At 58.9% G+C, this 13,907-nt stretch carries 15 protein-coding genes; 13 read left to right on the plus strand and 2 right to left on the minus strand.

Going from position 1 to position 13,907, the window contains the following annotated elements; all coding sequences use genetic code 11:
- Positions 1-283 precede the first annotated feature (283 nt).
- The 4 genes from BUC36_RS01840 (at position 284) to BUC36_RS01850 (ending at position 3,373) form a co-directional block, all read left to right on the plus strand.
- Positions 284-2,026: a cytochrome-c peroxidase gene (locus BUC36_RS01840; protein WP_159435964.1), complete on the plus strand. Its 1,743-nt coding sequence runs from the start codon at positions 284-286 to the stop codon at positions 2,024-2,026.
- A gap of 519 nt (positions 2,027-2,545) precedes the next feature.
- Positions 2,546-2,722 (plus strand): hypothetical protein, encoded by a 177-nt coding sequence (locus tag BUC36_RS18935; RefSeq protein ID WP_159435965.1) that lies wholly within the window; start codon positions 2,546-2,548, stop codon positions 2,720-2,722.
- 40 nt (positions 2,723-2,762) lie between these two features.
- Positions 2,763-3,110, plus strand: coding sequence for a MarR family winged helix-turn-helix transcriptional regulator (locus tag BUC36_RS01845; RefSeq protein ID WP_073270868.1), 348 nt, complete (start codon positions 2,763-2,765; stop codon positions 3,108-3,110).
- The gene (locus tag BUC36_RS01850; RefSeq protein WP_073270870.1) at positions 3,107-3,373 is read left to right on the plus strand and encodes a hypothetical protein; all 267 of its coding nucleotides are present in this window, start codon (positions 3,107-3,109) and stop codon (positions 3,371-3,373) included. Before BUC36_RS01845 ends, BUC36_RS01850 begins: the two co-directional genes overlap by 4 nt.
- Before the next feature lie 227 nt (positions 3,374-3,600).
- Here BUC36_RS01850 and BUC36_RS01855 read toward each other — a convergent pair whose 3' ends face one another.
- On the minus strand, positions 3,601-3,879 hold the full coding sequence (locus BUC36_RS01855; RefSeq protein WP_073270872.1) for a hypothetical protein: 279 nt from the start codon (positions 3,877-3,879) through the stop codon (positions 3,601-3,603).
- Between the two features lie 554 nt (positions 3,880-4,433).
- On the opposite strand from BUC36_RS01855, the gene BUC36_RS01860 reads away from it, so the two are divergent.
- The 9 genes from BUC36_RS01860 to BUC36_RS01900 all read left to right on the plus strand — a co-directional run bounded on the left by BUC36_RS01860 (position 4,434) and on the right by BUC36_RS01900 (position 13,434).
- The gene (locus BUC36_RS01860; protein WP_073270875.1) at positions 4,434-5,141 is read left to right on the plus strand and encodes a TVP38/TMEM64 family protein; all 708 of its coding nucleotides are present in this window, start codon (positions 4,434-4,436) and stop codon (positions 5,139-5,141) included.
- Positions 5,141-7,381, plus strand: coding sequence for a hypothetical protein (locus BUC36_RS01865; protein ID WP_073270877.1), 2,241 nt, complete (start codon positions 5,141-5,143; stop codon positions 7,379-7,381). The genes BUC36_RS01860 and BUC36_RS01865 overlap by 1 nt, the downstream gene beginning before the upstream one ends.
- A gap of 9 nt (positions 7,382-7,390) precedes the next feature.
- Positions 7,391-8,665, plus strand: a complete 1,275-nt coding sequence (locus tag BUC36_RS01870; protein ID WP_073270879.1) for a glycosyltransferase — start codon at positions 7,391-7,393, stop codon at positions 8,663-8,665.
- Between the two features lie 13 nt (positions 8,666-8,678).
- Entirely contained in the window at positions 8,679-11,114 is a 2,436-nt protein-coding gene (locus BUC36_RS01875) for an endonuclease/exonuclease/phosphatase family protein (RefSeq protein WP_073270882.1), read from the plus strand.
- Positions 11,115-11,310: 196 nt separating this feature from the next.
- Positions 11,311-11,988: a Bax inhibitor-1/YccA family protein gene (locus BUC36_RS01880; protein ID WP_073270886.1), complete on the plus strand. Its 678-nt coding sequence runs from the start codon at positions 11,311-11,313 to the stop codon at positions 11,986-11,988.
- Between the two features lie 68 nt (positions 11,989-12,056).
- Positions 12,057-12,449, plus strand: coding sequence for a sulfurtransferase complex subunit TusD (tusD, locus tag BUC36_RS01885; RefSeq protein WP_073270888.1), 393 nt, complete (start codon positions 12,057-12,059; stop codon positions 12,447-12,449).
- 2 nt (positions 12,450-12,451) lie between these two features.
- Positions 12,452-12,814, plus strand: coding sequence for a sulfurtransferase complex subunit TusC (tusC, locus tag BUC36_RS01890; protein WP_073270890.1), 363 nt, complete (start codon positions 12,452-12,454; stop codon positions 12,812-12,814).
- A gap of 3 nt (positions 12,815-12,817) precedes the next feature.
- Positions 12,818-13,099: a sulfurtransferase complex subunit TusB gene (gene tusB / locus BUC36_RS01895; RefSeq protein ID WP_073270892.1), complete on the plus strand. Its 282-nt coding sequence runs from the start codon at positions 12,818-12,820 to the stop codon at positions 13,097-13,099.
- The gene (locus BUC36_RS01900; protein WP_073270894.1) at positions 13,099-13,434 is read left to right on the plus strand and encodes a TusE/DsrC/DsvC family sulfur relay protein; all 336 of its coding nucleotides are present in this window, start codon (positions 13,099-13,101) and stop codon (positions 13,432-13,434) included. The genes tusB and BUC36_RS01900 overlap by 1 nt, the downstream gene beginning before the upstream one ends.
- A 6-nt stretch (positions 13,435-13,440) precedes the next feature.
- Here BUC36_RS01900 and BUC36_RS01905 read toward each other — a convergent pair whose 3' ends face one another.
- A complete protein-coding gene (locus tag BUC36_RS01905) occupies positions 13,441-13,845 on the minus strand; it encodes a secondary thiamine-phosphate synthase enzyme YjbQ (RefSeq protein WP_073270897.1) in 405 nt (134 codons plus the stop codon).
- Between the last annotated feature and the right edge of the window lie 62 nt (positions 13,846-13,907).

Here is a 13,907-nt window from a genome sequence, read left to right on the forward strand (position 1 = left end):
GTCATTTTTTGGCGCAGGCCTATTTCTCATGGCAATTTTTCACTGTTCAATTTTTAACCATTATCTACCATTCAGATATGGCTGAATTTTGACCATCCCCGGTCAACACTGGCCATAACCAAAACCTAACCGTATCGGCGGCGCCGGGCTCGTGCGCACAGGAGGCTATTGCCCGCAAAAACTGTACGGCTGGTTTATTGGTGTGCGAGGCGCACACCCGACATTTTTACGGGGTTGATTGCAACTTAATGGTTTACAGCGTGATGTAATGAGGAGTCCACCTATGGAAAGGTCGGAGCGGAAAAGACAGAATTTCTTGATGCCAGCATCAGCAGTTCTGCTGACTATGGCGTTTGGGGTAAACGCAGTAGCGGAAGAGGAGGCCATTCTCAGAGAACAAGCCTTGAAGGTGCTCGGTAAACACGTGTTCTTCGATACAGACCTATCGATGCCTAAAGGCAATCAGGCCTGTGTCTCCTGTCATGAACCTTTCGCTGGAGGTACCAGCGGCTTCTCCGACGTAAATGAAACGACCGTCGGCGTGCCCGGCGCAAACTTTGATACGGACCCAACCGCAATAGGTGGCCGCAAGCCACCTTCTAATACCTACGCAACGTTTAGCCCCTCATTCTCTGTGGCTCCCTTCCCCCCTTCACCTGATGGACCATGCTTCGGTCTGTCTGTATCAGGCTTTTGCGGCGGTAACTTTTGGGACGGACGTTCACAGGGTGAATCAACGGACGGCCTAATCTTCCGTGACGCTGGCACGGCTGGCCCCCACTTGGGCATGGAAGTTTTCTATAACATCGAAAATGCCGCGATAATGGCATTTGCTAAATACCGCGGCCCGACCTCGGATCAAGCACTAAACCCGATGCCCAATGCGGTTGAGCAAAATATTGGCCGCAAGGAAGTATGTGAATTAGTAGCTGAGTCTACCTACAGTCCACTCTATAAGCTCGCATGGGGCGAAGACATAGACTGCAGCAGTACTTATGCCTACTTAGGCGAAACGCATTACGACATCAGCTTTAAACGGATGATGCTAGCGGTCGGTGCCTACCAGCATAGCGAAGATATCAACTCGTTCAGTTCCAAACGGGATATAGCACTGAGGTCTGAGTTGGCCTGTGACGGCTATAGCTTCCCGGAGCATTATAATCCCGCAGTGTGTAAGAAGCTCTACAAGTCGGGTAAAGAGCCCGGTAAATTCCCACTTATGCTGCTAACAGATCAGGAAAACGAGGGGCACGATCTGTTTTACGGTGAGGCTGGATGTCAATTCTGCCACAGCAATAAGCCTACCATAGCTTTTGGCCCCTTTAATTTTCCCGGAGATGATGGCACCGAGCTAGAGCAAACTTACACCGACCACGGTTATCACAACATCGGTGTGCCGGTAAACGCGCTCATTCCTAAGTTCAATGGGCCAGATACGGGGGCAAATAATCATCAGCTAGGTGCACTTGATGGCCTACACAGGACACCGACGCTGCGAAATGTGACAAAAGGTGAAAAGTCCAATTTCGTCAAGGCTTACACGCACAGTGGCTGGTTTAAGACCCTCGAGGGGCTGGTTCATTTCTATAATACGAGCCGGAATTTCGGGGACGAAGCTGGCCAGAAAAAGCGCTGCGAGGAGCTCTTCCCTGAGCAGGAAACTTTTACTATGGCGGAAGCTCTCGCCAATAATTGCTGGCCAGCCCCTGAATTCAATACCGGGCTTGCGCCAGCAAACTTCGTTGGCAATATTGGGCTTACCGAAGACCAAGAGGCGGCTCTGGTGGCCTACATCAAGACATTGAATGACCAGCACACCGCTAAAACGCCAGTTTTAGTGAAATCCAATTCTTTCCACATGAGTCCGGTGGCAATGCTCTTCGCCACAGAAAAGTGGAGCGAAGAGATCTGCGAAATGGGCACTCCATCGAATGGCGTATATTCGGTTAAGGTAAAGTCCCCCAAGAACTGCGTGCGCTTCAAAGACCTCTTGGACATTTTGGGAGAAGGTTACTGGGTTAAGTAGCAAGTTCCCGCACAGCTATCACTAGTCGTTTAACTAATCAAAGGGTTTCCCCTGCGGCAGCGGGGGAAACTCTTTTTCGTTGCCGAGTCTGGGCCAGCTCAATCTTTTGATAAACCATAACGGACATTACTAAGTCGCGTTGGATTAGAGACTGGGGGCCGGTCACAGCGAAAAAAGGCGGATATCAGCTATTACGTGATGACCTATTACAACCGACAGTCTTCCCATCAGCACATCCACGGAATACCGCCAGGCAAGGCGGAAGAGAAGCTCAATTTACTGTCTGGAAGTAGCTGACTACGACAAGCCAACAACAGTAGCGCCGGACCAAAAATGTCTATCCGGTCACTTACAGTGACTTATGAGTCCAACTTAAAAGTTGCAATACTGAGCCTTGGCCTTAAACTTACAGTTACTAGATATTTATACGCACTGCACTTAACTGCGTGAGCGGCAACCACCATTGCACCAGCCCTGATGCAAGGGCTTAAACAGAGCATCGGCACAAAGAGGTAAACCATGAACTTTATTAAAGAATTTTTTGATGCTGAACCGAAGCAAGTAGAAACCCTAGACCGCGGCAAAGCTGACATTGGGCTGGCTCAGGAAGCACCAGCCCATGGTAACGAGAGTAGTGCGGAATTCTTCTTGACCACAACAGTTACCTCACACCTGGCAAATGCCGGACTGATTTAACCCGCTGATACGCAGCACTACAGACTAAGCGAGGTGAAGAATGGAGCTGAAGATTTACAGGAGCCTTAAAGGATTCCTGGGGCTTCTAAAGGATCGAGGGACTAACGGCCGGGAAATGCCAGTAGGAGCAGCACAGGTATTCCTTGAGCTGGCTGCAGACGATGGACTGACGATGACCCAGGTTATGCAGAGAACGGGTCAGACACAGTCCAGTGCCAGCCGAAATTCGAGGATGCTCACGGCTTGGACCACGCCCAAGCTACAAGGACTCGACTTGGCCGAGTGGAGAGCAGCCCCTGACGATTTTAGAAGCAAGCACCTTTTCCTTAACCCCAAGGGTAAGAAGCTGATCAAGCGTATAACGCACATCATGGGAGAAGTAGTATGAAGCGTCGAACACTGGAAATAGTTTGGTTGATGTTGTTCCTTGCGGGTCCTCTCGTCATCATGATTCCCAGCTACAGCGCACAACTGGGCGTCTATGAAGCATTGGGATTGCTGTCGGTAATTCTGCTGATTGCTCCGTCAGAATCCGCCAGGAGAAAGAAGCAAGAAACAGAGCACAAGCACTATGCGGCCTCAGTCACGGGTGGCATGAAACATTCCGGAAAGTGCGAGGAATCTGACAGCTCGCCCCCCGAAACCAGATGAGCAAACAATGAAACGTCAATCGCCAAATAACACGGTAAAAGGCAGTGGCCTGGTGACAATCAGGCCCGCCTTTGTGCGACTGCTAAACAAAAACTCTAATGCTCAGTGTGCCCGCTGGACTCCCACCCACGCTCCAATAGTAGCTGTGTTTATTCGCTACCAACCCTGAAGAAGTCCCTGACCATTGGCATCACGCCTGAGCCCGTTACCAAAGCCCACCCCCCTGATCACAGGTGCTTCTGCAGCTCCGCCAGATTCAGCGTCGGGGTTATCCAAATCTCCGCATCCAACGCCGCGAAGAATGCCTCGTTGTGCGCCATCAGTTTGTCCTGTTTCATTTCCTCAAAGATGAAAATCGCCGCCCGCTTTCCCTCTTTCAAGTGGAAGAAGGCTGCCTCCGGCTTGGCGGCATCAATAAACCGATTGATCGCGGCGGACATGGATTTGTCGGCAACGGCGGCATTGCCGCGCGCAACCGGGATCAGGACTTCCATTAGCAGTCGCACAGGTCTTCTCCGGAGAAATGGATATCGGTGACTGAAACCATAGATCTCAACCTTGTCGGTGTGGAGCTTTTCCCGTCAGTTACTGCGCCATATCAGTGACCGGGTTCAAGCGCGCGCGCCTATGCCATGGGCCTCCGTGACTAGCATTCCGTCCTCGACCTCTCCCCGAACACCGGCACTGTGAATACGCAGGGGCCGTTATGCGGTGCCGAGCCACAAGATAGACCGGGTTTCCGGCGGCAGCGCTGCGCTTTTCTCAACAATCTGTATCCCAATTCTCACTTCGAGTGTTTGGACAACTGACCAGTGCCCGAGCATCCGCAGCCGCGGAAGCGGCATGTGTAAACAAACGCCTCGATAGAGGATTCCGACTGTTATGAAAACTGTTTCACCTATCACGATCTGCTCTAAGCAGCCCGATAGTGCCGATACCGGTAGGACGCCCGTCAAAGGAGGTATAAGTGGACGCATTTCCGCACATTTATGGTGATTAGCTAGGCTATACATTGGCGGCGATGAAATCTCGTGGCACGGCGGTGCTCCAGAGCGAATCTATGGCGGTACGGTATTCCCCTATTCTGTTCCTTTTCGTCTGCATCCTGGTTGTGTCTGTCGCCGTGGGGCTGCTGTTCTATTTCGACCTGGACGACCGCATCATCGAGCTATTGCAGTGGATGGAAAGCCGCGGCTGGCGGGCCACTCTGTGGTTTATCGTGATCATCGCGCTGGCCATAGTGGTACTGGCGCCCGGGGTGATCTTTACGATGGGCGCGGGATTCGTATTCGGGGTCATTAAAGGAACTTTACTGGTGATTGCCGGAACAGTGTTGGGGTCGACAATCGCATTCCTGATCGCTCGCTACCTGTTCGGCGAGCGGCCTTCCCGCTGGATCATGTCCCATATCAAGCCGCCGACGATCGGTGAAGTGATTCGGAAGGAGGGGTGGCGCATGATCATGTTGACGCGCCTGGTACCCCTCTTCCCCTTCAAACTGTCCAATTATTTCTTTGGGCTGACACCGGTACGGCTGCGGGATTTTGTGCTCGGCAATGCGATCGGCATCATTCCGCTTACGCTGCACAATGTTTATGTCGGCTCTATCGCCGCAGATCTGACCACCATGGGGCAGATGGAAGAACGTACGCCGGTGCAATGGGCGCTGTACGGTATCGGCTTCGTACTGGCAGTCATTGCCGTTATCGGGCTGACGCGTATGGCGCGCCGGGCCCTGAAGGAAAAAATAGAAAGCGAGGATCTGTGATGCCCTGGATGAAATGGCTCCCCTGGCGTTTCTTTGTGCGCAGGTTTGCCACCGCGCACGGTTTCCTTGACCCACTTACGCTGATGGCGAGGCTGCAGAGGTTCGCGGAACCGTCGGAGGTCAGTGAACCAATCGAATTGCTGCGTGCCGGTGCGGTCTTTCACGCGCGCGCGCTAATTAACAGCAAAGTCATCCAGCACAACCTCGACTGGGTCTGGCCCTACTGGATTGAGCGGCAATTCGATCCCCGCGACGAGTCCTTTATCCCGCGGGCCTTTTCCATTACCCATTGCAACCTCAGTCACCGCAACTGGACCGCCGTGGGCCTGCCGGATTGCGAGGAAATGCCCGTCGTGGATCCGCGCGGCCTGCTGACGCCGCACTATGACGGTTGGTCGATTGACGCCTGGGTCGTCAGTGACAAAGGCGAACAGCTGATCCCGTCAAAAATCCTGAACTGCGACCAGCGACTGGAACTCGACGAAAACATTTCCGTTGTCACCGAGTCCGCACAGGACGGCCTGCGACTGCACAATTGCGCCAGGGTGGAACTGGACAAGAGCGGCGCACACTGCCTGCTGGACCTGAAGGCGGAGTGCCCTGCCGGGGGCTGGCTGGTGGTAACCCTGCGACCATGCAATCCGGAGGGCGTGAGTTTTGTACACAAGGTCCGCCTGGATGAAAACCGCCATCGCTGGCTGATTGAAGACAAGTTCGCCGTCCACTTTGAGCAACCGGTAGAAAAGCACCTGGCCTCCGACTATCGCCATGGCGACATCTATCTGCACCTGCAGGACGAAGGCGGCCGCGTACACGGGGAGTGTGAAGTGGGTATGGCGTCGGCCGCCGCGCTATTCCGCATCGAAGACGGCAAGCCGCTGCGTATTGGTGTTCGTATTCCGCTGCACACCGAGAAACAGAAAAAGCCGACGCCGCTGACCTGGCCGGACAGTCTGCAGGGCCACTGCGCCATGCTGGTGCCCGACACACAGTTTCAGTTCCTCTACGACGCGGCCATTCGCACCCTGGTGCTCCACTCACCGAAGGATGTGTACCCGGGCCCCTACACCTACAAGCGCTTCTGGTTCCGCGATGCCGCCTTTATGATCCAGTCACTACTCCAGGCGGGCCTGGTGGACCGGGCCGAGCGCGCGCTGGATCAGTTTCCACACCGCCAGAAACGCGATGGCTTCTTCCACTCGCAGGACGGCGAGTGGGATTCCAATGGCGAGGCTCTGTGGATTTTGGATCTCTACTGCCAGCTGACCAATCGACCTCTCAAAGCGGCGTGGCGCGAACCGGTGCTGAAGGGGGCCAGCTGGATCAACGACAAACGGCTGCCGAAAGACGGCAGCCGATGCGCCGGGCTGCTGCCGGCGGGTTTCAGTGCCGAACATCTGGGTCCGAATGACTGCTACTACTGGGACGATTTCTGGGGCGTTGGCGGTCTGCGCGCCGCCGCGGCAATCTGCTCGCGCGAAGGCCTCGAGAACGACGCACACCTGTTTAACGCACAGGCCCATGATTTCCAGCAGACCATCGACGAAAGCCTGTCTGCCGGCATGGCAAGACTGGGCAGACCGGCAATGCCCGCGTCGCCAAACCGGCGGCTCGACGCCGGCGCGATCGGCTCCATTGCCGCCGGCTACCCGCTGCAACTGTACCCACCGGACGATCCGCGCCTCACCGATCTCGCCAATTTCCTGATCGACAACTGTTTTGTCAGCGGTGGATTCTTCCAGGATATGATCCACTCGGGCATCAATGCCTATCTGACACTGCATATCGCCCAGGTATTGTTGCGCGCTGGCGACCCGCGCTGCCTGGACCTGATGCGCTGCGTGGCGCGCCTCGCTTCGCCCACCGGCCAGTGGCCCGAGGCCATTCACCCGCACTCTCTCGGCGGCTGCATGGGTGACGGCCAGCACGCCTGGGCCGCAGCGGAATGGGTGACGATGCAGCGCAACTGCTTTGTGCGCGAGGAAGGCGACACCCTGGTACTCGCTTCCGGATTGCCGCCGGAGTGGCTCGTCAACGAAGCGGCCGATGAGCCGATTCGCTTCGGTCCCGCCCTCACCCGCTTCGGCAAGGTCAGCCTGGAGATCACGCCCGGAGCGAGTCCGCGCGTGTCCTGGCTCGCCGAGTGGTACCGGGGCAGCCCGAAAATCGAGATCCGCGCGCTCGGATTCAAGCCGGTCACCGCGGCACCGGAAGCCAACCACGTGGAGCTCAGTGCTTAGGCCGCCCCTATGAACATCGTCATGCTCACCAACACCTATCTGCCCCACGTTGGCGGTGTGGCGCGTTCGGTATCCGCGTTTAGCGATGAATATCGTAAACGCGGCCACAGGGTGTTGATTGTCGCTCCGGAGTTTCCCGACAAGGTGCCCGATGAGCAAGACGTGGTACGCATTCATGCCATCCAGAATTTCAATGGCAGCGACTTTTCGGTGGCCCTGCCCTTCTCCGGCGACCTGAGTGAACGCCTCGACGAATTCTCTCCGGACATCGTTCATTCGCATCACCCTTTCCTGCTCGGCATGAGCGCCCTGCGGGTGGCTCGCGAGCGGGAGCTGCCGCTGGTTTTTACCCACCACACGCTGTACGAACGCTACACCCACTATGTGCCGGCCGATTCCCAGGCGTTAAAACGCTTCGTGATCGAACTGGCCACGCGCTATGCCAACCTGGCTAGCCAGGTATTCGCACCCAGCCAGAGTATTGCCGAGCTATTGCGCGAACGCGGCGTTAAGTCGCCGATCGCGGAAGTGCCAACCGGCGTGCAACTGGAACAGTTTGCCGGTGGCGAAGGTACCAAGATGCGCAGCCGCCTGGGCATTCCAGAGTCCGCGTTTGTGATCGGCCATCTCGGCAGGCTCGCGCGAGAAAAGAATCTGGAATTCCTCGCGACGGCGACGGCCGAATTCATGGCGCTGCACGCCGATGCGCATTTCCTGCTGGTCGGCAGCGGGCCTCTCGCCGAACAGCTGAAGGTCCTGTTCGCCAGCCGCGGCCTGGCCGAACGTCTTCACATGCCGGGTACGCTGCTCGGCGACGACCAGCGCGATGCCTACAGTGCGATGGATGCGTTTGTTTTCGCCTCCACCAGTGAAACCCAGGGGATGGTGCTGAGTGAAGCGATGGCCGCGGGTGTGCCGGTCATCGCGCTGGATGCCAACGGTACCCGTGAAGTGGTATGCGACGGTGCCAACGGTCGACTGGTGATGCGTGAGGAGCTAGGCGATTTTGTCGCCGCCACGGAATGGCTCTATGGCCGTTCAGCGGAACAGCGCCAGGCGCTATCGAAAGCCGCACTGAGCACCGCACAGGATTTTTCCATGGAGAACTGTGCGCAGCGCGCCCTCGACCTGTATGCGCCACTGCTTACACAGCACTGGCCACTGGACGACTCGCTCTACGCGCAGTGGTCGCGCCTGCGCAATCTCATCGGCGCACAATGGGAAATTCTCGAGGGCGTCACCGGTGCCGCCGGAGCCGCCCTGACAAACTCACCACAACGATAACAGTCGGGCCGCGATGCTGAGCCGAATTGGATCTACTCTGCGCCGCTGGCGCCGCCGCTTCAGCCGCAGCGAGTGGATGGCGCATCTGCTCGGCCTGTCCACCAGCGAAAGCGCCCCCAGTGATCCCGGCCTGATCCTGATTCAGGTGGACGGCCTCGCCTACCCGCAATTTAAGAGGGCCATGGCCAAGGGTCGCCTGCCGTTTATGAAACGGCTGATCAAAAAGGAGCACTACCACCTCGAGCACCTGTACCCGGGGATCCCGACAACCACACCCGCAGTCCAGGCGGAGCTTTTCTATGGCGAGCGCCAGGTCGTGCCGGCATTCTGCTTTTTGATGCATGAAACTGGCGAGCTCGGTCGCATGTACGACCCGGAGGTCGCCGCGCTGGTGGAAAAAAGGATCACCGCAAAGGGCCGCAACCCCCTGCTGAAAGGTGGCAGCTGCTACCTGAGCCTGTTCCGCGCCGGCACCGAGCACGGCGAAGCGCACTTCTGCCCCGCCGATCAGGGCTGGGGGCCGGCGCTGCGAGAGGCGAGCCCGTGGAAGGTCTTCCTGCTTTTGCTTACCAATGCCTGGAGCCTGGTGCGTACCGGTGCGCTGATCGTGGTGGAATTCGTGCTGGCGCTGGTCGACTGCGTACGCGGTGTGATCCAGGGGCAGGACCTGATGCGCGAGCTGATGTTCGTGCCGACGCGGGTCGCGGTTACCATCCTGATGCGCGAGCTCTGTACCATCGGGGTCAAAATCGACATCGCCCGCGGCCTGCCGATTATCTATGTCAATCTGCTCGGCTACGATGAACAGGCCCACCGCCGCGGCCCGCGCTCCGCCTTTGCCCACTGGGTGCTAAAGGGCATCGACGACGCCATCCGCCGTATCTGGCGCGCCGCGCACGCGTCCGACCGCCGCCATTACGATGTATGGATTTTCTCCGACCACGGTCAGGAACAGACCACACCCTACGAGGAGCACTTCGGGCGCAGTCTGGGCGACGCCCTGTCCGAGGCACTGTCAGAGTTACCGGCAAAGCGGAGCCTACACCGCAGAAAGAGCGGTCGGGGCGTACAGCTGGAACGCGCGCGGCTGTTCGGCAGCGAGTGGATGGAGAAGATGATCCGGGAGGACGAATCAGAATCCCCCGACGCCAGTTCGCCGCTGGCACTGGCGGCACTGGGCCCGGTAGCCATGCTCTACAACGTGGACATGAACGGCCACAGCCGCGCCGATATCGCCCGCCTGATCGTCGAGAAGGCCAGTGTGCCACTGGTGCTCTATCGAACCGATCCCGACGATCCCGCTGCGCCGGTGCACGGCTGGTGGCGGGAGGGGGCCGTGCGACTGCCGGAGGACGGCGCCAAACTGTTGGGCAGCGGACACTCGTTTCCGATACAGACCACCGCCGATATGATCCGTCTGTGCAGCCATCCGGATGCCGGCGACTTTATGATGTACGGCTGGTGCGACGGTCAGGATCCGCCGCTGACCTTCGCGATGGAAAACGGCAGTCACGGCGGTGTGGGGCCCAACGAGACCCACGCCTTCGCCCTGATGCCGGAGGATATACCGCCGCCGGATCCCAAACGGGGCCACTGGCGCCCGCAGGAACTCCGTTCGACGGCCCGCGCCTATTTGCGCGGTGTCAGACCCGCCGCGGTCAAGCACCGACCGCAGCGGGGCAACACGCTGCGGGTAATGACCTATAACGTCCACAGCTGCCGCGGCCTGGACGGTAAGCTGTCGCCACAGCGCATTGCCCGGGTCATCGCCCGCTACCAGCCGGATGTCGTGGCGCTGCAGGAGCTGGACGTGATGCGCGAACGCAGCGGCAGCCTGGACCAGGCCGAGCGGCTCGCGCGGCTGCTGGCGATGAATGTCCAGTTCCACCCGGCCCTGCACCTGGAAGAGGAGCGCTACGGCGACGCGATACTGACGCACCTCCCCGTGCGTCTGGCCAAGAAAGGTATTCTGCCGGGCCCGCCGCCTGGCCAGAGTGGCCTCTTCAATCCGGCCGCCGATGAGCCGCGCGGTGCCGTGTGGGTAGAGGTCCAGCACAATGGCCAGAAGCTGCACATCATCAACACCCATCTGGGGCTCTCCCGGGCCGAGCGCCTGCGCCAGGTAGATGCCCTGCTGGGAGAGGAATGGCTGGGGCACCCCGACTGCGACGGCCCCAGGATCCTGGTGGGGGACTTCAATACGCTGCCGAGTTCGGCCGAGTGCAAGCGACTGGCCGGACACCTGCGCGATGCCCAGGTACAGGCACCCGACCATAATCCGCAGGGAACCTTTTTCAGCCGCATGCCGACGCTGCGTATCGATCACGTCTATGTCAGCCCCGACATCAAGGTGAAAGGAGTGCTGGTACCGCAGACGGAGCTGACCCGTCAGGCGTCAGATCACCTGCCGCTGATCGTCGATATAGAGCTGCCGGACGGGAAAAGCTGAGGTCTGCGGCGGTTGAAATCCGGCGCACGAACCCCAATCTATGGCTTTAACCTTGCGGCTAAAATCCGCAAAGAACGCAGGGGTTTTGCCGATCTGTCGTGAATCTGTCGCCAGTAGTGGCGAACTGCCCGGCTGACTTGATGGTCCAAACCACTGCCTATATGATTCTCGTATCTTTCACTAGCAGGAGTCGCTAATGCAGCCGCAAGTCTATACCCAAACCCGTGCACTGGATCGCTCGGAATCGGCGAAGGTACTGCGCAATACCTATGCCCTTCTCGCCATGACCGTACTGTTCAGCGCCTTTACCGCCGGTATCGCCATGGCGATTGGCATGAGCCGCGGCGTTGGCATCATCTGTTCCCTGGCCGCGCTGGGCCTGATCTGGTTCGTGCTGCCGCGCACCGCCAACTCCGGCAAAGGTATCGGTGTCGTTTTCGCGTTTACCGGCCTGCTCGGTGCCTCCCTGGGCCCGATCCTGAATTACTACATATCGGCGGGTGCCGGCCAGGTGATCACCCAGGCACTTGGTACAACCGCGCTGATTTTCTTCGCGCTGTCCGCCTATGTACTGACAACCCGCAAAGACTTCAGCTTTATGGGCGGCTTCCTGTTTGTCGGCCTGATCGCAGTACTGGTCTGTGCGCTCGGCATGATGATCGCCAGCTTCTTCGGCGTGCACATGCCGTTGGCCAGCGTGGCCCTGAGCGGCGTGATCGCCCTGCTGTTCTCCGGCTTCATCTTGTATGACACCAGCCGCATCGTGAACGGTGGCGAGACCAACTACATTATGGCGACTACATCCCTGTACATCTCCATTCTGAACCTGTTCACCAGCCTGCTGCACATCTTCGGCTTCGCCTCCGACGATTAAGCCCCCGCAGCTGTCTGTGGTAAGAACCGATGCCCCGCACTGCGGGGCATTTTACTATCCGGCCCCCTATGAAATTTTCCCTCGCCGTCTACTCCGCCCCCCACTCGTCGCAAGCCGCCGCCAGTGCGCTGCGCTTCGCGCGTGCGCTGCTGCGTGAAGGGCACCAGCTCTACCGGGTATTTTTCTACTGTGACGGCGTGCACAACGGCAGCAGCCTCAGCGCACCGCCGCAGGATGAAACGGACCTGCTGGCCGGCTGGCAGGCGCTGCAGCAACAGCACCAGCTGGATCTGGTTGTCTGTATCGCCGCCGCACAGCGGCGCGGTGTCCTCAGCGACAGCGAGGCCAGCCGGCTGGAAAAACCCGCGGCCAATCTCGCCGCGGGCTTTGAGCTGGCCGGACTCGGCCAACTGGCCGACGCGGTGGCACAGTCGGACCGCCTGGTGACTTTCGGAGGCTGACCATGACAAAACGCATTCTCGCCCTGTGCCGCCAGGCACCCTACGGCAATGCACTGGCCCGCGAAGGCCTGGAGGCCGTGCTGGCCGCCGCGGCCATGGACCAGGTCGCCGACCTGTTGTTCTGCGGCGACGGGGTCTTCCAGTTGCTGCCGGAACAGTCTCCCGCCGGCATCGGGCAGAAGAGCCTGCAGCGCAACCTGCAGGCACTGCCGCTGTTCGGCGTCGAGCAGGCCTATGTCTGTACCAAGAGCCTGGCGCAGCGCGGTCTCGACCTGGAGGCACTGAGCCAGGGGCAGCTGCCGCTCGTACCCGTCGACGACAGCGCCGCACTGATCGCCACCTATGATTCGGTCCTGAGTTTCTAATTTATGAGCCTGCATATCGTCAGCAAATCCCCCTTCTCCAGTACCGCGCTCAGCGACTGTCTCGACGCCTTTGCCGAGGGCGACGCCCTGTTGCTGATCGAAGACGGGGTCTACGCGCTCAGCGGGCGCATGAGCGAGCGACCGGCGGTCCAGCCGGTATACTGTCTCGCGGCGGATGCCGCCGCCCGCGGCCTGCAGATACCCGACTCGGTCACCGCCGTCGACGACGCCGGCTGGGTCGCGCTCTGCGCCGAACACAACCCCGTAGTCAGCTGGTTCAAATGATGCAGAGCATTCAGGTAGAGGGCCGGGAGGTCCCGCTCGACAAAGAAGGATTTCTGCGTGATCTGCAGGACTGGACGCCGGCGGTGGCGGAGCAGTTAGCGCGCGCCGAAGATATTCAGCTGACCGAGGCCCACTGGGAAATCATCGAACTGCTGCAGCAGTTCTACCGCGAGTTCGAGCTGTCCCCGGCGATGCGCCCGCTGGTCAAATATATCGGCCAGCATCTCGGCGCCGACAAGGGCCGCAGTATCTATCTGATGCAGCTGTTTCCGCCGAGCCCGGCCAAGATCGGCAGCAAGATCGCCGGCCTGCCGAAGCCCACCAACTGTCTGTAACGCCGATCACACATGCAGTATCACCCGGCGCTTACCGCGCTGGTGGCGATGCTCCCACAGGTAGATACCCTGCCAGGTACCCAGCATCATCCGGCCATTCCTGACCGGAATGGAAAGGCTGGTGGCCGTTAACGCCGCCTTGATATGCGCCGGCATATCGTCCGGGCCCTCCAGTGTGTGGGTATACAGGCTGTCGTTTTCGGGTACCAGCCGGTTCAGCCAGCTCTCCAGATCCGCTCGCGCGCTGGGATCTGCGTTCTCCTGAATCAACAGGCTGGCGGACGTGTGCTGGATAAACAGGGTGCACAGTCCCTCGACGACCCCCTGCCCTGCCAGCCACGCGGACACTTGGTCCGTAAATTCGTACAGCCCCTGCCCCCGCACTACTATTCCTATCTCACCAATTGCCATAGGGATTCCTACACACTTTCCTTTACAATGCGCGCCCGCTCGTAGATTCAGACTGCATTCTA

It is taken from the genome of Microbulbifer donghaiensis (assembly GCF_900129095.1).
Classification (GTDB): Bacteria; Pseudomonadota; Gammaproteobacteria; order Pseudomonadales; family Cellvibrionaceae; genus Microbulbifer; species Microbulbifer donghaiensis.